21 protein-coding genes and 1 pseudogene are annotated in these 21,481 nt (G+C 72.1%); 12 read left to right on the top strand and 10 right to left on the bottom strand.

Annotation, left to right across the window (positions count from 1 at the left end):
* Positions 1-15: 15 nt before the first annotated feature.
* From ACOJUF_RS06355 to ACOJUF_RS06345, 3 genes and pseudogenes are all read left to right on the top strand, one after another.
* Complete coding sequence (locus ACOJUF_RS06355) at positions 16-1,080, top strand: ATP-binding cassette domain-containing protein (RefSeq protein ID WP_420121019.1); 1,065 nt, start codon at positions 16-18, stop codon at positions 1,078-1,080.
* Positions 1,077-1,907: an ABC transporter permease gene (locus ACOJUF_RS06350; RefSeq protein ID WP_420121018.1), complete on the top strand. Its 831-nt coding sequence runs from the start codon at positions 1,077-1,079 to the stop codon at positions 1,905-1,907. The genes ACOJUF_RS06355 and ACOJUF_RS06350 overlap by 4 nt, the downstream gene beginning before the upstream one ends.
* Before the next feature lie 176 nt (positions 1,908-2,083).
* A pseudogene (locus tag ACOJUF_RS06345) lies at positions 2,084-2,146 on the top strand (excalibur calcium-binding domain-containing protein); the annotation flags it as partial.
* Positions 2,147-2,172: 26 nt separating this feature from the next.
* On the opposite strand, the gene ACOJUF_RS06340 reads toward ACOJUF_RS06345, so the two are convergent.
* The 6 genes from ACOJUF_RS06340 to ACOJUF_RS06315 form a co-directional block, all read right to left on the bottom strand.
* A complete protein-coding gene (locus ACOJUF_RS06340; RefSeq protein ID WP_420121017.1) occupies positions 2,173-3,024 on the bottom strand; it encodes an ABC transporter ATP-binding protein in 852 nt (283 codons plus the stop codon).
* Positions 3,021-4,085, bottom strand: a complete 1,065-nt coding sequence (locus tag ACOJUF_RS06335) for a FecCD family ABC transporter permease (protein ID WP_420121016.1) — start codon at positions 4,083-4,085, stop codon at positions 3,021-3,023. Before ACOJUF_RS06335 ends, ACOJUF_RS06340 begins: the two co-directional genes overlap by 4 nt.
* Positions 4,086-4,287: 202 nt before the next feature.
* Positions 4,288-5,316: an iron chelate uptake ABC transporter family permease subunit gene (locus ACOJUF_RS06330; RefSeq protein ID WP_420121015.1), complete on the bottom strand. Its 1,029-nt coding sequence runs from the start codon at positions 5,314-5,316 to the stop codon at positions 4,288-4,290.
* An 11-nt stretch (positions 5,317-5,327) separates the two neighbouring features.
* A complete protein-coding gene (locus ACOJUF_RS06325) occupies positions 5,328-6,212 on the bottom strand; it encodes a siderophore-interacting protein (RefSeq protein WP_420121014.1) in 885 nt (294 codons plus the stop codon).
* Positions 6,209-7,216, bottom strand: a complete 1,008-nt coding sequence (locus ACOJUF_RS06320; protein WP_420121013.1) for an ABC transporter substrate-binding protein — start codon at positions 7,214-7,216, stop codon at positions 6,209-6,211. Before ACOJUF_RS06320 ends, ACOJUF_RS06325 begins: the two co-directional genes overlap by 4 nt.
* A 130-nt stretch (positions 7,217-7,346) precedes the next feature.
* A complete protein-coding gene (locus ACOJUF_RS06315) occupies positions 7,347-8,126 on the bottom strand; it encodes an AraC family transcriptional regulator (protein ID WP_420121012.1) in 780 nt (259 codons plus the stop codon).
* A 54-nt stretch (positions 8,127-8,180) separates the two neighbouring features.
* Between ACOJUF_RS06315 and ACOJUF_RS06310 the strand changes: the two genes are divergently transcribed.
* Positions 8,181-9,905 (top strand): ABC transporter transmembrane domain-containing protein, encoded by a 1,725-nt coding sequence (locus ACOJUF_RS06310; RefSeq protein WP_420121011.1) that lies wholly within the window; start codon positions 8,181-8,183, stop codon positions 9,903-9,905.
* Positions 9,902-11,692: an ABC transporter ATP-binding protein gene (locus ACOJUF_RS06305; protein WP_420121010.1), complete on the top strand. Its 1,791-nt coding sequence runs from the start codon at positions 9,902-9,904 to the stop codon at positions 11,690-11,692. The genes ACOJUF_RS06310 and ACOJUF_RS06305 overlap by 4 nt, the downstream gene beginning before the upstream one ends.
* A gap of 24 nt (positions 11,693-11,716) precedes the next feature.
* Here the strand turns inward: ACOJUF_RS06305 and ACOJUF_RS06300 are convergent, their stop codons facing one another.
* Both ACOJUF_RS06300 and nhaA read right to left on the bottom strand, forming a co-directional pair.
* On the bottom strand, positions 11,717-12,283 hold the full coding sequence (locus tag ACOJUF_RS06300) for a DsbA family protein (protein WP_420121009.1): 567 nt from the start codon (positions 12,281-12,283) through the stop codon (positions 11,717-11,719).
* 45 nt (positions 12,284-12,328) lie between these two features.
* A complete protein-coding gene (nhaA, locus tag ACOJUF_RS06295; RefSeq protein WP_420121008.1) occupies positions 12,329-13,723 on the bottom strand; it encodes a Na+/H+ antiporter NhaA in 1,395 nt (464 codons plus the stop codon).
* Positions 13,724-14,017: 294 nt separating this feature from the next.
* Here nhaA and ACOJUF_RS06290 point away from each other — a divergent pair, with 294 nt between their 5' ends.
* The 4 genes from ACOJUF_RS06290 (at position 14,018) to ACOJUF_RS06275 (ending at position 18,546) form a co-directional block, all read left to right on the top strand.
* Positions 14,018-15,889 (top strand): beta-glucoside-specific PTS transporter subunit IIABC, encoded by a 1,872-nt coding sequence (locus ACOJUF_RS06290; RefSeq protein WP_420121007.1) that lies wholly within the window; start codon positions 14,018-14,020, stop codon positions 15,887-15,889.
* Positions 15,890-15,959: 70 nt separating this feature from the next.
* Complete coding sequence (locus ACOJUF_RS06285) at positions 15,960-17,387, top strand: glycoside hydrolase family 1 protein (protein ID WP_420121006.1); 1,428 nt, start codon at positions 15,960-15,962, stop codon at positions 17,385-17,387.
* Positions 17,388-17,440: 53 nt separating this feature from the next.
* Positions 17,441-18,310, top strand: coding sequence for a PRD domain-containing protein (locus ACOJUF_RS06280; protein ID WP_420121005.1), 870 nt, complete (start codon positions 17,441-17,443; stop codon positions 18,308-18,310).
* The gene (locus ACOJUF_RS06275; RefSeq protein WP_420121004.1) at positions 18,307-18,546 is read left to right on the top strand and encodes a PTS transporter subunit EIIB; all 240 of its coding nucleotides are present in this window, start codon (positions 18,307-18,309) and stop codon (positions 18,544-18,546) included. The genes ACOJUF_RS06280 and ACOJUF_RS06275 overlap by 4 nt, the downstream gene beginning before the upstream one ends.
* Before the next feature lie 9 nt (positions 18,547-18,555).
* Here the strand turns inward: ACOJUF_RS06275 and ACOJUF_RS06270 are convergent, their stop codons facing one another.
* Positions 18,556-19,377, bottom strand: a complete 822-nt coding sequence (locus ACOJUF_RS06270; protein ID WP_420121003.1) for a DeoR/GlpR family DNA-binding transcription regulator — start codon at positions 19,375-19,377, stop codon at positions 18,556-18,558.
* A 183-nt stretch (positions 19,378-19,560) separates the two neighbouring features.
* On the opposite strand from ACOJUF_RS06270, the gene ACOJUF_RS06265 reads away from it, so the two are divergent.
* The 3 genes from ACOJUF_RS06265 (at position 19,561) to ACOJUF_RS06255 (ending at position 20,755) form a co-directional block, all read left to right on the top strand.
* Positions 19,561-20,052 carry a ribose-5-phosphate isomerase gene (locus tag ACOJUF_RS06265; protein WP_420121002.1) on the top strand — a complete coding sequence of 164 codons (492 nt, stop codon included), beginning with the start codon at positions 19,561-19,563 and terminating at the stop codon, positions 20,050-20,052.
* Positions 20,053-20,120: 68 nt separating this feature from the next.
* The gene (locus ACOJUF_RS06260; RefSeq protein WP_420121001.1) at positions 20,121-20,435 is read left to right on the top strand and encodes a hypothetical protein; all 315 of its coding nucleotides are present in this window, start codon (positions 20,121-20,123) and stop codon (positions 20,433-20,435) included.
* Complete coding sequence (locus ACOJUF_RS06255) at positions 20,432-20,755, top strand: cold shock domain-containing protein (RefSeq protein WP_420121000.1); 324 nt, start codon at positions 20,432-20,434, stop codon at positions 20,753-20,755. Before ACOJUF_RS06260 ends, ACOJUF_RS06255 begins: the two co-directional genes overlap by 4 nt.
* Before the next feature lie 6 nt (positions 20,756-20,761).
* Here the strand turns inward: ACOJUF_RS06255 and ACOJUF_RS06250 are convergent, their stop codons facing one another.
* Entirely contained in the window at positions 20,762-21,391 is a 630-nt protein-coding gene (locus ACOJUF_RS06250; protein WP_420120999.1) for a TetR/AcrR family transcriptional regulator, read from the bottom strand.
* Positions 21,392-21,481 lie beyond the last annotated feature (90 nt).

The following is a 21,481-nucleotide window of genomic DNA, read 5'->3' as shown; positions in this document are numbered from 1 at the left end:
CGCCGCCCCCCCGCCGTGGCGCTCGCGGGGCGCGACCTGCGCCCGCACGCCGGGGGGCCGGGGGGCCCGGCCGGCCCGGCCGGCGTCCACGGCATCGACCTGCAGGTCGAGCCGGGCACCGTCCACGCCCTCCTGGGCCCGAACGGCGCGGGCAAGACGACCACCATCCGGATCCTGACAACCCTGCTCCGGGCGGACGCCGGCACGGCCAAGGTCGCCGGGTACGACGTGCGCACGCAGGGCCGGGCGTTGCGCCGGCACATCGGCCTGGTCGGGCAGGCGGCCGCGGTCGACGAGGTGCTGACCGGGCGGCAGAACCTGCTGTTGCTCGGCCGGCTCAACCACCTGCCGCGGCCGGCCGACCGGGCATCGGCCCTGCTCGAGCGGTTCGGTCTGACCGATGCGGCCGACCGGAAGGTCTCGACCTGGTCCGGCGGCATGCGTCGCCGGCTCGACCTGGCGGCCGCGCTGATCGTCGATCCCGCGGTGCTGTTCGTCGACGAGCCCACCACCGGGCTCGACCCGCGGGCCCGGCTGGACGTGCGGTCGGCCCTGCGGGAGCTGGTCGCGGGGGGCACGACCGTGCTGCTGACCACCCAGTACCTGGAGGAGGCGGACGCGCTGGCCGGCCGGATCACCCTCCTGCGTGGCGGCCGGGTCGCCGCGACCGGCACGCCCGACGACCTCAGGGCGAGGGTCGGCGGCGACTGGCTGGAGATCACCCCGAGCGACCCCGCCGACCTGCCCGCCCTGACCGGGATCGCCCGCCGGATCGGCGATCCGGTGGAACGGGAGGGGGTGATGACGGTCCCGGTCGCCGACCGGACCCGGGACCTCGTCGCCGTGTCGGCCGCGGTCGCGGCGGCCGGCATCGACCTGCTCGACCTGGCCGTCCGGCGACCGACCCTGGACGAGGTGTTCCTGCACCTCACCGCGCCGGCCGGTGGCCGGCCCGCGACCCGGGAACGGGACCCGGAACCGGACCGGGAACCCGGTGACGCCCCGCCGACCGCCCCGGGCGCGGGCCCGGCGACCGCCCCGGGCGCGGGCTTGGCGACCGCCCCGGAGGCGACCCGATGAGCACCCCCACCCGCCATCGCCCCGGGCCGCGCACCCCCACCCCGGCCGCCGAGTCGCTGGTCGGCGACGCCTGGATCCTGACCCGTCGGCAGTTCTCCCACTGGCGGGCCCAGCCGGGCGCCGTCGCCGTCGGGCTGCTGTTCCCCGTCCTGGTCACGGTCATGTTCGGCGCCTTCTTCGGCGGGGCGATCGCCGGACCCGGCGGCGACTACTACTCGTTCCTGATGCCCGGCATCTTCGTCATGGCCATGCTTTTCGGCCTGGAGACGACCATGGCGGGCGTCTGCGCCGACGCCGGGCGAGGGGTGACCGACCGGTTCCGGTCGCTGCCGATCCACCCGGGGGCGGTCGTGCTCGGCCGCGCCCTGGCCGACCTGGTCCTCGCCGTCCTCGGGTTGCTCGTGCTGATGGCCGCGGGCCTTTCGCTCGGCTGGCGCTGGACCGGCGGGATCGCCGGCGCACTGGCCGCGGTGGGCCTGTTGCTGGCCCTACGATTCGCGCTGCTCTGGGTGGGCATCGTCATCGGGCTGGTCGCCCCCGGCGCCGAGACCGTCGCGGCGGTCCAGATCCTGGTCTGGCCGCTCAGCATGCTGTCGAACATCTTCGTCGACCCCGCGACGATGCCGGGCTGGCTCGGCACCCTGGCGTCCTGGAACCCGTTGTCCGCCACCGCCACGGCCACCCGGGAGCTGTTCGGCAACCCGACCTGGGCGGCGCCGACCTGGGTCGACCAGCACGCGACCGCGCTGGCGATCGGCTGGCCGGTCCTGCTCACCGCGATCTTCGCCCCGCTGGCGGTTCGGCAGTACCGGCGTCTGGGTGGGTGACGAGGGAGCCGAAGCGGGGCCTCATCACATGACCTGACGGCCGGCAGGCATCCGACCCATCGAACGGGCCACGTCGGCCAGCAGTACCGTCGCTGTCGCGGCGGACGTCACCGCGATCCGGGTGACCACCACCGTCACCGCGGCAGCGGCCGACCCCGGGGCGCGCCGCGGTACCGGGTGAGCCGGGCCACCGGTCGGCCCTGGACCGGGACGACGGCGGCATCGCGTGCGAGACCTGATGTGCTGGAGAGTCTCTCGTCCCGGCTCAGGGCCGGGGCACCACGAGCGGCGTCCCGCTCACCGGGTCGCGGATGACAACGCTGCCGATGCCGAAGACCTGCTCGATCAGGTCGGCGTCGACGACCTCGCCGGGCGGGCCGGTCGCGACCACGCGTCCGTCCTTCATCACCACGAGCCGGGAGGCGTAGCGGCAGGCCTGATTCAGGTCGTGCAGCACGGCGATCAGGGTGCGCCCGGACCGGTGCAGGCGGCGCAGCATCTCGAGCAGCTCGTACTGGTGGGCGATGTCGAGGAAGGTGGTCGGTTCGTCCAGCAGCAGGGTCGGCGTCTGCTGGGCGAGCACCATGGCGACCCACACCCGCTGGCGCTGGCCGCCGGACAGCTCGTCGACCAGCCGGCCGGAGAGATCCAGCGTGTTCGTCGCCGCCATGGCCTCGACCACAGCGTGCTCGTCGGTCACCGTCCACTGCCGGAACAAGCCCTGGTGGGGATACCGGCCGCGAGCGACCAGGTCCGCGACGGTGATTCCGTCCGGGGCGGCCGACGTCTGCGGCAGCAGCCCGAGCCGCTTGGCCACCTCTTTCGACCTCAGGGAGGCGATGTCCGCGCCGTCGAGCAGGACAGAACCGGCGCCCGGGGTCAGCAGCCGGGCCATCGCGCGGAGCAGGGTCGACTTGCCGCACGCGTTGGGTCCGACGATGACGGTGAACGAGTCGGCGGGGATGGCCAGGTCGAGATCCCGCACCACCACCCGATCCTCATAGGCCAGGGTGATCCCCGACGCGGTGAGCGGCGTCGCGATCGCGCCGTACGGTCGCACGGCCGTCGCCGCGGGGGGCGGAGCGGGCGTCGACGTCGTCGTCACGTGCTCGGTCATCGGCGGGCCTGCCGGATGAGCAGCCATATCAGATACATCCCTCCGATGCAGACGGTCACCAGGCCGAGGGGCAGTTGGGTCGGGGCGAAGGCATGCTGGGCGACGAAGTCGCTGGCCGCGAGCAGGCAGGCGCCCATCGCCGCGGCACCGGACAACGTCACCCCGGCCGACCCGGTCAGCCTGCGGGCCAGTTGCGGGGCGGCCAGCGCGACGAACGCGATCGGCCCGGCGACGGCAGTGGCGGTCGCGGTGAGTGCTACCCCCACCACCACCAGCGCCAGCCGGGACGCGTCCAGCCGCACCCCGAGCGCGCGGGCCGCGTCGTCGCCGAGACCGGTCGCGTGCAACGGCCGGGCCAGCAGCCCCAAAGCCGACCACAGCACCGCCAGGACGAACGCGGACGGCACCACCTGGCCCCACCCCACGGTGTTCAGCGACCCGGCACCCCAGGCCGCCGCCGAGATGGCCAGGTGCAGATCGGCCGACAGGATCAGCCAGGTGTCCAGCGACGCGAGCATCGCCGACACCGCGATGCCGACGATGATCAGCCGGAAACCCTGGAGCCCGCGTCGATAGGCCAGCCCGTACACCAGGAGCGCGGTCAACAGACCGCCGGCCAGCGCCGCGGCGGCAACCGGCCCGGCGGCCGTCGTCCCGGCAATGATCACCAGGAGCGCACCGGTGTAGGCGCCGACGTCGAGGCCGAGAATGTCGGGACTGCCCAACGGGTTTCGGGTCAGCGACTGGAAGACCGCCCCCGCAGCGCCCAGGGCGGCGCCAAGCATCAGAGCCAGCAACACCCGCGGCATCCGCCAGTCCATCACCACCAGTTCCGCCCGCGGTGACGCGTTCCCGACGATCGCGGCCAGCACATCGGGAATCGGCACCACGAAGTCGCCGGTGGCCAGGCTGACCACGCCGATCGCCAACGCGACAACCACCAGGACGGCGGTCACCAGCACCGCCCGCAGCCCGAATCGGAGGGAGATCCGCCCACCGGCCAGGCGCACCGGCACCACCCGGTACCCCGGGTCGACGACCGGCGACTGCGCCACCGTCATCGCCTTCACGACGCCGCCCGGGCGCGTCGGTGGACCTGGGGGTTCGCCCGGCCGTCGTCACTCGGCGGCTCACCCGCCCCACCGGCCCGCAGCGGACGCGGGCCGGTGGCGCCTGGCCGGCGCCCGTGCGCCGGTCCCGCGCCGACGGGCCCGGCCAGCGGGTGCGGGCCCGGCACCCGCCGATCCGGAACGGCGATCCGCGTCACAGCCCGCTCACCTTCCGGCGGCGCACCAGCATGATCAGCACCGGCGCCCCGATGAACGCGGTGACGATGCCCGCGGGCAACTCGCCGCTGGGCAGCACCAGGCGACCGGTCACGTCGGCCACCAGCAGCAGCACCGGCCCGGCCAGCAGGCTGACGGCGACGATCCACCGCTGATCGGGCCCGACGAACCAGCGGACCGCATGCGGCACCATCAGCCCGACGAACGCGATCGGGCCGGTCAGCGCGGTCGCCGCGCCGCAGAGCAGGGTGACCGCGACGATGGACCCGCTCCGAGCCAGCGTCGTCCGCGCGCCGAGGGCGGCGGCGACATCGTCGCCGAGGGCCACCGCGTTGAGCGGGCGGGCGACCAACACGGCCAGCACCAGCCCGACCACGACGAACGGCACCACGTCGGCGATCAGGTCGAGATCGCGGCCGGCCAGGGTGCCGGCGCCCCAGTACCGCAGCCGATCGAAGACGCTGGGCAACAGCAAGCTGATCGACGCGGTGAATCCGGAAAGGACGGCGCCCATGGCGACGCCGGCCAGGGTCAGCCGCAACGGGTCAGGGCCGCGCCGGCCGGCGGCGCCGATCGCCACGACCAGCACGGTGGCCGCGATCGCCCCGGCGAAGGAGAACCAGATGTAGCCGGACGGCGAGGTCTGTCCGAAGAATGCGACGCCGACCACGATCGCGAACGCCGCGCCGGAGTTGACGCCGAGGATGCCCGGGTCGGCCAGCGGGTTGCGGGTGAACGCCTGGATCAGCGCCCCGGCGACCGCGAGGGCCGCGCCGACGACGATCCCGGCGATGGTCCTGGGCACCCGTTGTTCGCGCATGATCGAGCCGGCCTCACCGCCCGCACCCCACAGACCGTCCATCACCTCGCCGAGGGACAGGCCCTTGGAGCCCACACCCAGACTCAGGGCGACGGCGAGCAGCAGCGCGCCGACGCCGAGCAGCGCGGCGGCGAGCCGACGGGCGGCCAGTGGCCGAACCGTCGGCCGGGTCGCCGGATCGCTCACCGTTTGCGACGTCACAGCCCCAGCCGCTCCAGCGCGTCCTGGTACTCGTCCTCGATCTCTTCCTCGTCGCGGGTCGCGTCGTCCCACATCGCGGCCAGCGCCGACCGGGTCTCCTCGGGCAGCGCTTCGTACTTCTCACGCCACGCCTCGGCGTCCTCGGTCCAATAGCCGACGACCTTGTAGGCGGTGCCGGGCAGTCCGAGTTCGCGCCGCAGGTACTTTCGCACCGACCGGGCGGCCCCAGCCTCCCCGGCCACCCAGACATACCCCTGACCGGTGGGAAGCTCAGCGCTGCGGACGATCTCGTCCAGGCGGCTCGGACCGTGCCCGTTGCCGCCGTACACCCACCGCACCTCCGCGTCGGTCGGCACGTCGATCGGCTGCCGGTCCGCGGGTGAGGCCACCTCCAGCACCGCCCGGGTGCGTACCCCGGGCGGCGCCTGCTCCAGCAACCGCGCGGCCGCCGGCAGCCCGGTCGCGTCGGCGACCAGCAGCCGCCAGGTGATGTCCGCGGCCGGCTCGTACAACCCGCGCGGGGTGTTCGACGCCAGCACGTCGCCGGGCTGCGCCCGGAGCGCCCAGGCCGCCGCCACGCCGCCGTCGTGCACCACGAAATCGATGGTCAGCTGCTTGTTCTCGGCGTCCCAGGCGCGGATCGTGTAGCAACGCACGGGCGACGGTTCCGCGCCCTCCGGGAACGCCCAGTACCCGTCGTCGGTGGCGATCGGCATCGTCGGCGCGGACTGCCCGGGGCCGGGCAGGAACAGCCGGACATACTCGTCGCCGATCCCGCTGGATTCGAAATCGCCTAGGTCGCCGGTGAACTCGACCCGAAGCAGGCCCGGGGTCAGCCGCCGGGCGGACGTCACGATGATGCGGTGGATGCGGTTGATCATCCGAGCAACGCCTGCTCGACGACGTCCAGGAAGGCCAGTTGCCCGCTGGGCGAGCCGTAGATCATCTCGTAGTCGTACGGGTGCACCGCCCCGGCCCGGACCGCCGGCAGTCCCTGCCAGATGCTGTTGGCGGCCACCGTGGGCTCGTCGACGACGGTTCCGGTGATGCTGCCGTCGGCGGCCGGCGAACCCTGGCTGAACATCACGTCCACCGTGGACAGCTCGCCCAGCTGCTCCAGGGTGAACGTGCGGCCGGTGGTGTCGCTCTTGCCGTCACCGTCGCTGTCCCCCAACGGGGAGATCTCCAGCCCGAGATCGGCGAACACCAGGCACGGCACGCCGTAGCAGCCGAGGTTGACCTGGCCATCCCAGTAGGAGACGTCGGCGACGACGGGGTGGACGCCGGCCGCGGCCAGCTTGCCGCGGACCTCGTCGATCCGGGCCTGGTACCGGTCGACCCACGCCTGGTACTGCTGGGAGCGGCCGAGGTCGGCCGACAGCTGCCGGAAGCTGTCCCGCCAATCGGCGTTCTCCGCGAACGCGTTGTACGTGTAGGTGGGCGCGATATCGGACAGCCGCTGATGAAGCTCTTCCGCATAGCCCAGGCCGTTGAGGATGAAGTCGGGGCCGACGGCCAGCACCTTCTCGAAGTTGAACTCCGGGTAGTTGTGGAAGCCGGTGATGCCGGCCAGCGCGTCCTTGGGGAAGAACGAGGGAAATGCGCTGTAGTCGTCCCGGATCGGTTGTTCCTTCGCCAGCCGGTAGCCCAGGGTGATCAACATGTCCAGGTCGGTGGTATAGAAGCCGAGCGCCGCGGTGGGCTCGGTCGGCACCGCCACCGTTCCGAAGGTGGTGTCGATCGTCGTGGTGACCGGTGCGGTCGGCGCAGCCGCGGCCGACGCGGTGGACCCGGCGGCCGGCCCCGCGTTGCTGCTGCCACAGGCGGACACGACGAGGGCGCAACAGAGGCCGAGGGCCACACCGAATCGGCGGTGGACACGCATGCGGAGTTCCTCACTGTTCGGACCAGGACAGTTAGCCAAGGCTTGGCTAACTGGCCTGCCCAGTATGGAGGGATCGTCTGTCGCCAACGCGCCAGTCGGTGTCGCCGACCGGCCGAAACTGGGGCGGTTCTCAGCCCGATCGGGTGTACCGGTCCACCTCGGCATCACCGCCGGTCGCAGTGAACGCCCCTGGAGTGCAGCCGAACCGCAGCCGGAAGGCGTGCACGAACGCGCTGGAATGGCCGTACCCGACCCGCCGGGCGACAGAACCGACCGGCACCCCGGCGACCAGCAGTTCGACCGCCGCCCGCATCCGGACATCGGTGCGCCAGCCGACGAACGAGCGACCGGTCTCGGCCCGGAAGATCCGGGACAGATTCCGCTCGCTGGCGCCGACGAGCCGCCCCCACTCGGCCAGACTCCGCGGATCGGCCGGGTCGGCCAGCAGGGCCCGGGCCACCCGGCGCGCCCGGTCGTCCAACGGCGAGGTGACATCCAGGCGGGGATGAGCGACCGGGACCAGCAGCGGCGGCACCAGCCGCTCGGCCTGGTCCCGCACCGGCGGGTCGAACCCGTCCCGCCCCAACTCGGCCAGCAACTCGGCCAACAGTCGCGAGACATCCACGGTCGTCGTGCGCGTCAGGTGCGCGGCCAGGTCGGGGCGCAGGTAGCTGCAGAAGAACGTGGTGCCCGACGCGGCCGTCACCCGGTGCACCACCCGGGCCGGGATCCACAGCCCCTGGTGAGCGGCCACGGCGAAGAACCCGTCATCGGTTTCCGCCGTGAGTGTGCCGCGAGTACCCCAGAGCAGCTCATGCCACCCGTGATCGTGGTCCGACCATTCCCGGGCCTGCACCATGGCGAACTCGTGGGTGTAGATCCCGGTCTCGCTCTGTCCGGTTGACGACATCACCTGTCCGACTGTCGAATACTGTATTAACTGAGCCAATCCTAAGCTGAGCCGGTGCCGTCGGAACATTCCCCTTCCACCAGCTGGACGCCGCTTCGTCGTCGCTGGCCACTGCTCCTGGCGACCGTCGCCGGCCTGGTCCTCCATCAGGTGTGCGAGGCGCTGGTACCGGTGGTCATCGGCGCGGTCATCGACCGGGCGATCGAACCCGGCGACGGCCCGGCGCTCGCGGCCGGGCTGGCCGGGCTGACGCTCCTGTTCCTGGTGCTGGCCCTGGCCTGGCGGTTCGGCCGCATTGCCGGAGCACGGGCGGCCGAAGCGGCCGGGTTCGAGCTGCGGCACGGCCTCGTGCAGCGGGTGCTCGATCCGCGCGGCATGGCTCGCCCACGACGACCGGGCGAGGTGGTCGCCATCGCCGGCGGGGACGTGGACCGCACCGTCCGGGTCGTCTGGGTGATCGGTGGCGCGGTGGCCAAGGCGGCCGCCGTCGCGACCGTGGCCCTCTCCCTGCTGCTGATCTCCGTTCCGCTCGGCATCGCCGTCCTGGTGGCCACCCCGGTACTGCTGGTCGGCATGCACCTGGTGGCCGGGCCGCTGGAGCGACGCAGCGACGCCGAACAGGAGTCCATCGCGTACGCCGGTGCGGTCGCCGGTGACCTGCTGACCGGCCTGCGCACCCTCAAGGGCCTGGGCGCGGAGCAGGCCGCGGTCCGCCGCTTCGACACGGCCAATCAGCAGTCCTGGCGGCACGCCCGCCGGGCCGCCGACATGGTCGGCGCGTACGTCGGCGTGAGCTCGGCCCTGTCCGGATTGTTCCTGGCCGGGCTCGCCTGGTTCGCCGGGGTGCAGGCGATGGACGGCCACATCACGATCGGCGAGCTGGTCGCCGTGCTCGGCCTCGCCCAGTTCGTGCAATGGCCGATGTCCGGCCTAGCGTTCGTCGGCGCCGAGCTGGCCACGTCCCGGGCGTCCGCGACGCGCGTGGCCCAGGTCCGGCAGACCGCGCCGGTGTGGGACCGGTCGACCGATCACCACCCCGGGTCGGCCCGCGACGCGGGTGTGGAGCTGCGGGGGCTCAGCGGTGCGAAGTTCGGTCCGATCGACCTGTCGGTGCCCGCCGGGTCGATGGTCGCGGTGTGCGCCGACGAGTCCGCCGCGGCAGCCGAATTCGTCGACGTGCTGGCCCGCCGGATCCCACCCGCCGGTGGCGCCATGCTGGTCGGCGGGGTCCCGCTGACCGGGCCGGACCGGCTCGACGGCTCCCGTGCCGGCATTGCGGGGGCCGCACCGACCGGTCCGTTGATGCTTGCGCCCCCACACCACGCCGCGATCCTCTCCGGCACCATCGCCGACAACGTGCTGCCCGGTGGGCCGGTGGACGACCCGCGGCTGGCCGCCGCGTCCGCCGCGGCGGCCTTCGACGACGTCATCGGGGAGGCCGACGGCGGCTGGTCGGCCCGGGTCGGTGAGGGCGGGCTGACCCTGTCCGGTGGGCAGCGTCAGCGGTTGGCCCTGGCCCGCGCGTTGGCCGCCGACGCCGCGGTGCTCGTGCTGCACGAGCCGACCAGCGCGGTCGACTCGGTCACCGAGATCGGCATCGCCGCGGGCCTGCGCGAGCTGCGCCGGGGCCGGGCCACCGTACTGGTGACCTCCAGCCCCGCGCTGCTCGCCGCGGCCGACCATGTGCTCGTGCTGAGCAATGGCCGGGTGGCCGAGGCCGGCCGGCACCACGATCTGGTCGCCCACAGCGACAGCTACCGCGAACGGATCGCCGGATGACCACCGACCCGTCCACCGCCCTCCCGGTCGCCGATGCCCGGGCCACCCTGCGCGAGCTGGTGCGCGGCCTGCGCGCCCGGCCGGTGGCGCTCGGCGGCACCGTGCTCCTGCTGATCACCGCGTCGGTCGCCGCGCTGGCCATTCCCGCGCTACTGGGCGCGATCGTCGACGCGATCACCACCGGGGATGCGTCCGCGATCGCCCGGCTGGCCCTGCTCGTCGGGCTGGCCGGGGTGGCTCAGGGCGCACTCAGCGGCGGCGCGGCGGTCGGCGTCGCCCGCATCGGCGAGCGCATCCTGGCCGACCTGCGCGGCCGGGTGGTCGAGCGGGCCCTGTCGTCCCCGGTGACGAGGGTGGAGACGGCCGGCCGAGGCGATCTGGTCGCCCGGGTTACCGGAGACGCCCGGGTCGTGGGCGACGCGGTCTCCGAACTGATCCCGACGTTCGTCGGCGCGGCGTTCGCGATCGCGGTCACCGGTGCCGGGCTGGCCGTGATCGACGGCCGGATGCTGCTCGCCGCGCTGCTGGCCGCGCCGATCCAGGTGGTCGCGCTGCGCGCCCACCTGCGCCGGTCCACCCCGGTGTATGCCCGGGCGCGGGCCGCCGTCGGGGACCGGGCGCAGCGCACCCTGGAGGCGGTCGACGCCACCGACACCATCCGGGCGATGGGCTGGGGGCGCCGCACCGGCGAGGCCGTGGACGACGCCGGGGCGCGTGCGGTCGACCTGGAGCTCCGGGCGGTGGGGCTGGAGGTCCGGTTCTGGAACCGGCTGAACCTGGCCGAGCTGGTCGGCCTGGCGGCGGTTCTGACGGCGGGATTCCTGCTGGTCAAGGCCGGCACCATCACCGTCGGCCAGGCGACGGCGGCCGCCCTGTACTTCCACCAGCTGTTCGGGCCGATCGGCACGGTGCTCGGCGGCTTCGACGAGCTGCAACGGGCCGCCGCCGGCCTGGCCCGGCTGGTCGGTGTGCTGGAGCTGCCGGCCCGGCCGGCCGTCCCACGGCTGGTCGGCCGGCCCGCGGCCACCGTCGAGCTGCAGGGCGTCGGCTACCGATACCCGGGGTCCACCGGACCGGCCCTGCACGGCGTGGACCTCGCGCTGGCCGCCGGTGAGACCGTCGCTGTCGTCGGACGGACCGGGGCCGGCAAGACCACCATTGCCGCCCTGGTCGCCGGGGTGCTGGACGGGCACACCGGGCGCATCGTCATCGACGGCCGTCCGGTGGACGGCGCCGGGAGCGGGCCGGGTGACCGCGGGGTCGCTCTGGTCACCCAGGAGGCCCACGTGTTCAGCGGACCGCTGCGCGAGGATCTTCGGCTGGCCCGCCCGGACGCTTCCGACGCCGAGCTGACCGATGCCCTGGCCACCGCCGGGGCGCTGGACTGGTGCCGCTCGCTGCCGGACGGCCTGGACACCGTGGTCGGCATCGGCGGCCGCGCGCTGTCCCCGTTCGAGGCGCAGCGGCTGGCCATCGCCCGCTCGTACCTGACCGCGGCCCGGGTGCTGGTGCTGGACGAGGCCACCGCCGAGGCGGGCAGTTCCGGTACCCGGGATCTGGACCGGGCGGTCGAGCGGATGCGGGCCGGGCGCACCACGCTGATCGTCGCGCACCGACTCGACCAGGCTGCCCGGGCCGACCGGGTGATCGTTCTCGACCAGGGCCGGGTGGTCGAGAACGGCCCGCACGTCGAACTTGTCGCGCTGGGCGGGCGCTACACCGAACTGTGGCGGGCCTGGCAGGACGAACGATCGCCGGCCGTGGCACCGAAGCCGGCCCGGCGGTGACGAGCGGCAGTTCCGCGGTCGAGCTCAACCGCCGGCCTGCGCGACCGCCCGGCGCAGTCCGGCCACGTCGAAGCGACCCTCGTACAGGCGGTCGTTGATGAAGACCGTCGGCGTGCCCGCCACCCCGGCGGCCACGCCGAGCGCGAAATCGGCCTCCACCTTGTCGCCGTAGGGCTGGGCCGGGTCGCCGATCACGGTCGCCCCGTCCAGGCCCAGTTTGGTCGCGTACTTGGCCAGATCCCAGTCCGAGAGCCGCGTCTGGTGCGCGAACAGCAGGTCGTGCATCGGCCAGAACTTCCCCCGGGCGGCGGCCGCCTCGGCCGCCAGCGCGGCGGTCAACGCGTACGGATGGATCTCGTGCAGAGGGAAGTTGCGAAAGATCAGCCGGACCCCGCCGGCCGAGGCGGCAACCACCTCGTCCAGCACGGGCTGGGCCGCCGCACAGTACGGGCATTCGAAGTCGCCGTACTCGATCAGCGTCACCGGGGCGTCCAGGGCGCCGCGGACGTGGTCGATCAGACCATCGGCCCTGGGCACGTCGCCCTCGCGAGGCGCCGGCGTGGAGGTGGCCTCGGTCACCGGATCCGTCATGCCGTCATTATCCGGCGACCGTGCGGCCACCGACCTCGGCCGCGATCAGCCGCGGGGCACCGGCAGCGGCCGCGGGGCCCGCCAGGGCCGCGGCGGCAGGGCCAGGGTGGACTCCCCGGCTCCGGGCGAGCACATCGGGAACCGGTTGCCGAGCATCCGCAGCGTGATCGAGCCGACCACCGCGGCGACCAGCGAGCCGGCCAGGATGCCGATCTTGGCCTGCTCCATGATCGCCGGGTCGGTGAACGCCAGTTCGGCGATGAACAACGAGATGGTGAAACCGATCCCGGCCAGCATCGCCGCCGCCAGCAGGTGCGAGTAGCGGACGCCGCCGGGCAGCAGGCCCCAGCCCAGACGCAGCGTCAGCAGCGACGCCCCGGTGATGCCGACGGTGTTGCCCAGCACCAGTGCGACCACCACCCCCCAGGTCACGGCGGACGCGAACGCCGTGCCCAGCGCGGCCGGGTCCAGGGCCACCCCGGCGTTGGCGAACGCGAACACGGGGACGATGACGTACGCCGTCCACGGGTGGAGCGCGCGCTCGAGCCGATCGTTCGCGGGGATGGTGGACTCGGCGGCGAGCACGGCCAGCCGCGCCCGCTCGGCCGTCGGCGATTCCCGCAGGGCCCGGTTGTAGGCGGCGCTGCGGTCGACCACCGACCGCGGCGGCGGCATCGCCGGGATGACGAGCCCGACCGCGACGCCGGCCAGGGTCGCGTGCACCCCGGATCGGTAGACGCAGAACCACAGGGCGATGCCGGCCAGCACGTAGGGGTAGAGCCGCCAGACGCCCAGCCAGCGCAGCGCGAGCAGGACCAGCACCAGCCCGGCGGCCAACCCGAGAGCCGGCAGCGACGGGTCGTGCGAGTAGAAGATCGCCATCAGGGTGATCGCCCCGATGTCGTCGGCGATGGCCAAGGTCAGCAGGAACACGCGGATGCGGTCCGGGCAGCGCGGCCCGAACAGAGCCAGAATGCCCAGCACGAAGGCGGTGTCGGTGGACATGACGACACCCCACCCGCGCGCCGCCTCGCCCGACGGGTTGATCAGCAGGTAGATCGCGATCGGCACGAGCAGGCCACCGACGGCCCCGATCGTCGGCACGATGACCGTGCGCCGGTCCCGCAGGTCGCCCTGGGCGACCTCGCGGGTGATCTCCAGGCCGATCACGCAGAAGAAGACGGCCATCGCGGCGTCGTTGACCCAGTGCTGCAGAGACATCTCGAACGTGACCGAGCCGATGCCGAAACCCACCGGCAGATGCCAGAACTCGGTGTACGACGCCGACCAGGGCGAGTTCGCCCAGGCGAGCGCGAGCACGGTGCCGACGAGCAGGAACACCGAGCCGGCGGACTCGGTGGCCAGGAACCGGCGCACGGCCGGAGACGGGCCGCGGAACACGACTCTGGGCGGCGGTCCGGGGCGGGGAACTTCGGTCATGGCGGTCACTCCCGTGATCGGCAGCCGGACCTGCGACACCCTACCCGCGCCGGCGCGGGCGGCGGGCCCGGCGCCGGCCGGAGTCCGCCGACTCTGGACATTGCGGCCCCGGGGGGCTAACCTCATCGGCGGAAGTCATCAGATTTCCCCAAAGACTTGGGATTGTTACTGCGCAGCAGGCAAAACCCGGGCCAGATTGCCACCATTCTCGGTGCGGCAATTCCGGCCCGGGTTTTTTTGTTGTCGCAGGCATGCCCCTTGCTGCGGACCGACATGTTCTTCGAAGGAGGAGTCATGGCCACCGCCAGCAAGTACGAAATTCTCGCCGACGCGATCCTGACCGGGGTCGGCGGCGAGTCGAACGTCGCATCGGTGACGCACTGCGCCACCCGCCTGCGGTTCCAGCTCACCGACCGGGCCAAGGCCGACAAGGCCGCGGTGGAAGCGATTCCCGGGGTCATCACCGTGGTGGAGGCCGGCGGGCAGTTCCAGGTCGTCATCGGCAACACGGTCAACAACGTGTACGAGTCGTTGACGACCCGGTCGTCGGTGTCCAGCGCCGGCGCCTCGTCCGGCGGCCTGCTGGCCCGCTGCATCGACCTCATCACCAGCATCTTCACCCCGCTGCTGTGGGTGCTGGCCGGAACGGGGTTGCTCAAGGCACTGCTCGCGGTCGGCGTCAAGATCGCCCCGGAGTTCGCCACCACGTCGACCTACGCGCTGCTGTTCGCCGCCGGTGACGCGGCCTTCCAGTTCCTGCCCTTCCTGCTCGCGGTCACCGCGGCGAAGAAGTTCAAGGCCAACCAGTTCACCGCGCTGGCCGTGGCCGGAGCCCTGATCTACTCGTCCACCATCGCCGTCATTCCCGGCCCGGACGGCGCGACGATGACGCTGAAGGCCTTCGCCGACACCGCCGGCCAGCTGACCTTCCTTGGGATCCCGGTCGTGATGGTCAGCTACCTGTCGGCCGTCATCCCGACCATCCTGGCCGTCTGGATCCTGTCCCTGGTCGAGCGGGTGCTGACCCGGGTCATCCCCGAGGCCGTGCGCAACTTCGCCGTGCCGATGCTCGCGGTCGCGTTCGTCGTGCCGGTGACGTTCCTGGCCATCGGACCGGCGTCGTACTACCTCGGCGAGGCACTGTCCGGCGGCGTGAACTGGCTCTGGGAACTCTCCCCCGCACTGGGCGGCCTGATCCTGGGCGGGACCTGGCAGCTGCTGGTGATCTTCGGCCTGCACTGGGGTTTCGTCCCGGTCATGATCCAGGACATCGCCACCCAGGGGTACTCGGTGCTCACCGGCGCGCTGTTCCCGGCGGTGCTCGCCGTCTCCGGTGCGACCGTGGCCGTCTGGATCAAGACCCGCAACCACGACCTGAAGAAGATCGCGGGCCCGGCCACCATCTCGGCGTTCCTGGCCGGCATCACCGAGCCCGCGATCTACGGCGTGGTACTGCGGCTCAAGAAGCCGTTCATCTACTCGCTGATCGGCGGCGCGGTGGGCGGTGCGATCGCCGCGTCCGGCGGATCCGCGGCCCAGGGCTTCGTCATCCCCGGCGCCATCACGCTGACCTCGACCCTGAACATCGGCAACTTCGCCCTGCAGCTGATCGGCTGCGCCGTGGCGATCGCGCTCGCGTTCACCCTGACGATGACCCTCGGCTTCAAGGATCTGCCGAACCGGGAGCCGGTGGCCGAGGCCACCACCGCGCCTGCGCAGGCGCTCGTGGTGACCGCCCCGGTGGCCGGGCGGATCGTGCCGCTGGACCAGGTGCCGGACAAGGTCTTCTCCTCCGGCGCCATGGGCCCGGGCCTGGCCGTCGCCCCGACGGAGGGCCGGGCGTACGCCCCGGTCGCCGGCACCCTGGTCACGGTCATGCCGCATGCGTTCGGCCTGCGCACCGATGACGGCACGGAGGTCCTGGTGCACATCGGCCTGGACACGGTGGAGCTGGGCGGTCGCCACTTCACGCCGGCCGTCGCCCAGGGCCGGCACGTCGCCGCGGGCGACCTGCTCGGCGAGTTCGACATCGCGGCCATCGAGGCCGCCGGTTACCGGACCACCACCATCATGATCGTCACCGACCCCGGGCCGTACCGGGCCGTCGTGCCGGTCGCGGAGGGGTCCGTCACCACCTCCGACCAGGCCCTCGATCTGGTCGGCTGACCGTCCCACCGGGCGGCGGGAGCCCGCGACCACCCGGGCCCCCCGCCCCCGACATCAGGAGAAAGCAACGATGAGCACCACTTTCCCCCCCGGCTTCCTCTGGGGCGGGGCCACCGCCGCCAACCAGGTGGAGGGCGCCTACGCCGAAGGCGGCAAGGGCCTGTCGATCCAGGACGTGATGCCCAACGGGATCATGACCCCGCGGACCGCCGAGCCGACCCCGGACAACCTCAAGCTCGAGGCGATCGACTTCTACCACCGGTACGCGCAGGACATCGAACTGTTCGCCGAGATGGGCTTCTCGGTGTACCGGTTCTCGATCGCCTGGAGCCGCATCTTCCCGAACGGCGACGACGCCGAACCCAACGAGGAGGGCCTGGCGTTCTACGACCGGGTGCTGGACGAGTTGGAGCGGCACGGCATCGAACCGCTGATCACCATGTCGCACTACGAGACGCCGCTGGCGATCGCCGAGAAGTACGACGGGTGGGTGTCCCGCGAGGTCATCGGGCTGTTCGAGCGGTACGCCCGGGTGCTGTTCGAGCGCTACGGCCACCGGGTCAAGTACTGGCTGACGTTCAACGAGATCAACTCGGTCCTGCACGCACCGTTCATGAGCGGCGGCATCAACACCCCGAAGGACCGGCTCAGTGCCACCGACCTGTACCAGGCCATCCACCACGAACTGGTGGCCAGCGCGTCGGCGACCCGGATCGCGCACGAGATCGACCCCGACATCAAAGTCGGCTGCATGGTGCTAGGCATGCCGATCTACCCGCTGACCCCGGATCCGGCGGACGTGCTGGCCGCGATGGGGGCCGACCACTCGAACCTGATGTTCTCGGACGTGCACACCCGCGGTCGCTACCCGGGCTACGCGCTGCGCTTCTTCCGGGAGAACGGCATCGAGCTGCAGATCACCGACGAGGACCGCTCGCTGCTGGCCGAGCACACCGTCGACTTCGTCTCGTTCAGCTACTACATGAGCGTGTGCGAGACCGCGGACCCGAGCAAGAAGGTGGCCGGGCGGGGCAACATCCTCGGCGGCGTGCCCAACCCGTACCTGCCGGCGTCCGAGTGGGGCTGGCAGATCGATCCCGTCGGCCTGCGGCTGATCCTCAACCAGTTCTGGGACCGGTGGGGCAAGCCGCTGTTCATCGTGGAGAACGGGCTCGGCGCCAAGGATCAGCTGGTCGAGTCGGCCGATGCGGTCGACGGGTTCACGGTGCTCGACGACTACCGGATCGACTACCTCAACGCCCACCTGGTCCAGGTCGCCGAGGCCGTCGCCGACGGGGTCGAGGTGCTCGGCTACACCACCTGGGGTCCGATCGACCTGGTCAGCGCCTCCACCGCCGAGCTGTCCAAGCGGTACGGCTTCATCTACGTCGACCGCGACGACGACGGCACGGGCACCCTGGCCCGGTACCGTAAGAAGTCGTTCGACTGGTACCGCGAGGTCATCGCGACCGGTGGCGCCAGCTTGCGGCAGGGCTGATCCGGGCCGACATCGGTTCGCCGGAAGACGATCTCGACGAGGAGATGCCTGCGGTGCGGGTACTGAAGGTGTTCAACAACAATGTCGTGCTGGCGGTCGACGAGCACGACGGCGAGCTGGTGTTGTTCGGCCGGGGCCTGGGGTTCAAGGCCGCGCCGGGATCGCCGGTCGACCCGGGTCGGGTCGAGCGGCGGTTCGTTCCCGGGGCCTCGGCCAGCGCCGACCGGATCGCCGCCATGGTGCAGGAGATCCCGCCGCAGGACATCGAACTGGCCCAGCGCCTGGTCGACCTCGCGCGGACCCGGCTCGGCCAGCGGATCAGCGACCACGTGCTGCTGCCGCTGGCCGACCACCTGAGCTTCGCCCTGCGCCGGGCGGCGCAGGGGGTGGCCGAGATCGAGTACCCGTTGCGCTGGGAGGTGCAGTACCTCTACCCCGCCGAGGTCGCGGTGGCCCGGGAGATGCTGGCCCTGGTCACGCAGGAACGGGGGGTGCCCCTGCCCGACGTCGAGACGGTGCCGTTGGCGCTGCATCTGGTGAACGCGCAGTTCGACGCGGACATGTCGGCGACCGCCCAGATGACCGCGGATCTGCACCGGATCCTGGACATCATCCGCGAGGAGTACGGCGTCCGGATCGACGAGACCTCGATGGAGGTCGCCCGGTTCGTCACCCACCTGCGCTACCTGTTCCTGCGCGAGCAGCAGGGCCGCATGCTCACCGAGACCCCGGCCGAGCTGCACGCGGCCCTGCGCTCGGCGCGGCCGCGCGAGTACACCTCGGCGGGCCGGATCGGCACGTTGCTGGCCGAGCAGTACGGATGGGCCGTCAGCACCGACGAGATCCTCTACCTCGCCCTGCACGTCAGCCGGCTCGTGGACGCTGCCGCGGCCGCCGACCGGCAGGAAGGAGCGACCCGATGACCGCCGCCGCGTCGATCCTGGCCGCCGTCGGCGGGCCGGCGAACGTGGAGTCGCTGACCCGCTGCTGGGCCCGGCTCCGCTTCGTCCTGGCCGACCCGGGGCTGGTGGACCAGGCGTCGATCGACGCCCTGGACGACGTCGCGATCGCGCTGCACCAGCACGGCCAGTACCAGATCGCCCTGCGCCGCGGGCTGCTGGAGACGTTCGACGAGCTGACGGCGCTGCTGCGACGGTGACCGGGGCGTTCAGGCCGGCGGGTCGACCGGGGCGACGACCACGGTGATGCCTGCCCGCCGCATCCGCTCGATCTGGTCGGCGCCGGTCCCGGTGTCGACGATGACCGCGTCGAACTCGGCCAGCGGCAGCAGCGCGTGGAGGGCGCGCTGGCCGAACTTGGTGTGGTCGGCGAGCAGCAGCCGGCGGGCCGACGAGGTGAACATCGCTCGCTTGACCGCGATCGTGTCCAGGTTCTGGAAGAAGGCGATGTCGTCGGTGATGGCCGCCGCGGACATCACGAACGTGTCCGCCCGGATGTTGGCGATGGCGTCGACCGTGGTCTGGCCCTGATAAGCGTCGCACCAGGAGTGGTAGAGGCCGCCGACGACGGTCAGTGAGATCTGGGGCTCGCGAGCCAGTTCGGCGGCCACCGCGGCCGAGTTGGTGATGACCCCCAACGGCGCCCGGCGGGGCAGGAGACGGGCCAGCTGCACAGCGGTCGTCGAGTCGTCCAGGACGATGCTCTGGCCGGACTCGACGAACTCGAGCGCGGCGTGGGCGAGCGCGACCTTCTCGGCCAGGTTGCGGGTCGACCGGAAGGCCATGCCCGACTCGGTGAGGCTCGAGCCGAGCGCCGTGACCTGCCCGCGGGTCTTGCGCAGCAGCCCCTGGGCCTCCAACTGGTCCAGATCCCGGTGCACGGTCATCGCGCTGACCCCGAAACGCTCGATCAGATCCTCGATCCGCACGGTGCCTTCGGCGGTCACCAGCTCGGCGATCTCCTGTTGGCGCTGCCGCTGCCTGGCCGTGCGGGCCTGCCAGGCCTCGTCCCCCCGTGCCGACTGCGTCATCGCGGCATCACCTCGACCGGTGTCTATCACACCTGGTGTGACAATCCCCAGCTCAGGATGCCACCGACCCGACCCGCCGACACGAGATGATGAATCTATCGTTCTGATCTCTTGCTTGTGAGATATCTACCATGCACAATGGTAGGTATCTCACCGAGCACATCACCTCACGAAGGAGCCCTCATGTCGGACCAGTGGACGATCGTCATCGGCTGCGACGACGCGGGCGTGGACTACAAGGAGGCGCTCAAGGCCGACCTGCTGGCCGATCCGCGGGTGGCCGAGGTCATCGATGCCGGCGTCAACCCGGACGCGCCGATCGCCTACCCGCACATGGCGGTCGCCGCCGCCCGCACGGTCGCCCGCGGCCAGGCCGATCGGGCACTGCTGTTCTGCGGCACCGGCCTGGGTGTCGCGATCAGCGCCAACAAGGTCCCCGGCATCCGCGCCGTCACCGCGCACGACAGCTTCTCGGTCGAGCGTTCGGTGCTCAGCAACGACGCGCAGGTGCTGTGCATGGGCCAGCGCGTGATCGGCCTTGAGTTGGCCCGGCGCCTGGTCCGGGAGTGGCTGGACTACCGCTTCGACGCCACCTCGGCCTCCGCGGCCAAGGTCGAGGCGATCAAGGACTACGACCGGCCGGCGGGGGCGTTCGCCCTGGCCGCCGCGAGCTGACCGGACCGACGACATCCGTGGACGCCGCGACCGACGGGGCCGGATCCGCGCCGGCTTGTCGCGCCGCAATGACGGCCGCCGACCTCCCGGACGGCCGTTCGTACCCGGCGATCGACGAGGAGCTGGGGCGGCTCATGGCCGGGTACGCAGCGGTGCAGGCGGTTCTGGCCGAGAACTCGGCGGGGGCCCTGCTCATCACCCACGGTTGGCAGCAGCACGCCCCGAACGGCCGTCCCGACCGGGACGAGTTCATCGCCTCGCTCACCCCATCGGCGACCTGGTGGCGCACCGACGATCACGGTCCTGCGCAACGGTGGGCTCGAGATCCTTTCCAACGACCGGGAGTTGCTCGATCAACTGCTCCCGTAGGGTTGCACCGATGACGACCCGCGGCATCGTCCGAGTCTGGCACGACGAACAGGGCTGGGGCGTCATCGATTCCCCGGCGACACCGGGCGGGTGCTGGGCACATTTCTCCGCCGTGGCCGTCGCCGGCGACCGCTCACTCGCACCGGGCCGCGCGGTGATGCTGGAGTGGGACACGACCCCCGACCAGGACGGGTACCGGTTCGTCGCGACCCGGACCTGGCCGGTCGGCGCCGATCCGATCGACGTCACCCCGGGGACGCCCGGAGATGCCTACCGCAGCACCCTGACGATCACCGTCGACCGCGACCCGGCGGACCCGGGCCCCGCGGTCTGACCCGGCCTACGCCCGAAGCCCCTCGATCAGCAGCGCCAACTCCTGATCCATGTACTGCTCCAGGGTCAGGAAGCCGGCGACGTGCCAGTGCTTGAGCGCCCAGGCGTGCGCCACCAGGAGAAGGTTCTGCACGACGAGCCGCGCGTCGACGTCCCGGAAGGCGCCGGCAGCGACGCCGGCCCGGTAGGCACGCCGGATCGGTTCGGCGGTCTCGAGTTCGAGCTGCTTGATCCGCTCCAGACCCTCCGGGGAGAGAGTGTGACTCTCCCGGTAGGTCAGGTTCACCGCGAGCCGCTTGGCATCGACCACCCGGCAACAGATCCGGAACCCGGCGTCGAACCGCATCACCGGGTCGTCGCCGGCCGCCTCGATCGCAGCCGGCACCTGATCCCGGAAGTCCTCCAGGATGTCGACGATCACGGCCAGCAGCAGGTCGTCCTTGTTGCCGAAGTACTGGTAGATCAGCCCGACACTGATTCCGGCCCGTTCGGCCACCGCCTGCATCGCCGTGGCGTGGAATCCGGTCCTGGACATCACCTCGGTCGCCGCGTCCAGGATCTGCCGGCGCCGGCGCTGGACACGGGCGTCCGTCCGGGCCGCCCGCGCGGCAGTGCGCTGGTCCGCGACCTGACTCATGACGCCTCCCCCGGTCCGGCGAACTGAATGAGGGTTCACTGTAGCGGCCGGGGGGTGGCAACGGCGGGCACTCCAAGCCCGTCCGCGTCC

The organism is Nakamurella sp. (assembly GCF_048594475.1).
Lineage (GTDB): Bacteria > Actinomycetota > Actinomycetes > Mycobacteriales > Nakamurellaceae > Nakamurella.
Note: the sequence above shows the minus strand (reverse complement) of the source record. Positions and strands in the feature narration are given on the sequence as shown.

Coding starts and splice junctions, on each gene's coding strand:
- ACOJUF_RS06350 (WP_420121018.1), top strand. CDS start 1,077: ATGAGCACCCCCACCCGCCATCGCCCCGGGCCGCGCACCCCCACCCCG.
- ACOJUF_RS06340 (WP_420121017.1), bottom strand. CDS start 3,024: ATGACCGAGCACGTGACGACGACGTCGACGCCCGCTCCGCCCCCCGCG.
- ACOJUF_RS06335 (WP_420121016.1), bottom strand. CDS start 4,085: ATGACGGTGGCGCAGTCGCCGGTCGTCGACCCGGGGTACCGGGTGGTG.
- ACOJUF_RS06325 (WP_420121014.1), bottom strand. CDS start 6,212: ATGATCAACCGCATCCACCGCATCATCGTGACGTCCGCCCGGCGGCTG.
- ACOJUF_RS06320 (WP_420121013.1), bottom strand. CDS start 7,216: ATGCGTGTCCACCGCCGATTCGGTGTGGCCCTCGGCCTCTGTTGCGCC.
- ACOJUF_RS06315 (WP_420121012.1), bottom strand. CDS start 8,126: ATGTCGTCAACCGGACAGAGCGAGACCGGGATCTACACCCACGAGTTC.
- ACOJUF_RS06305 (WP_420121010.1), top strand. CDS start 9,902: ATGACCACCGACCCGTCCACCGCCCTCCCGGTCGCCGATGCCCGGGCC.
- ACOJUF_RS06300 (WP_420121009.1), bottom strand. CDS start 12,283: ATGACGGATCCGGTGACCGAGGCCACCTCCACGCCGGCGCCTCGCGAG.
- nhaA (WP_420121008.1), bottom strand. CDS start 13,723: ATGACCGAAGTTCCCCGCCCCGGACCGCCGCCCAGAGTCGTGTTCCGC.
- ACOJUF_RS06290 (WP_420121007.1), top strand. CDS start 14,018: ATGGCCACCGCCAGCAAGTACGAAATTCTCGCCGACGCGATCCTGACC.
- ACOJUF_RS06285 (WP_420121006.1), top strand. CDS start 15,960: ATGAGCACCACTTTCCCCCCCGGCTTCCTCTGGGGCGGGGCCACCGCC.
- ACOJUF_RS06275 (WP_420121004.1), top strand. CDS start 18,307: ATGACCGCCGCCGCGTCGATCCTGGCCGCCGTCGGCGGGCCGGCGAAC.
- ACOJUF_RS06270 (WP_420121003.1), bottom strand. CDS start 19,377: ATGACGCAGTCGGCACGGGGGGACGAGGCCTGGCAGGCCCGCACGGCC.
- ACOJUF_RS06265 (WP_420121002.1), top strand. CDS start 19,561: ATGTCGGACCAGTGGACGATCGTCATCGGCTGCGACGACGCGGGCGTG.
- ACOJUF_RS06260 (WP_420121001.1), top strand. CDS start 20,121: ATGACGGCCGCCGACCTCCCGGACGGCCGTTCGTACCCGGCGATCGAC.
- ACOJUF_RS06255 (WP_420121000.1), top strand. CDS start 20,432: ATGACGACCCGCGGCATCGTCCGAGTCTGGCACGACGAACAGGGCTGG.
- ACOJUF_RS06250 (WP_420120999.1), bottom strand. CDS start 21,391: ATGAGTCAGGTCGCGGACCAGCGCACTGCCGCGCGGGCGGCCCGGACG.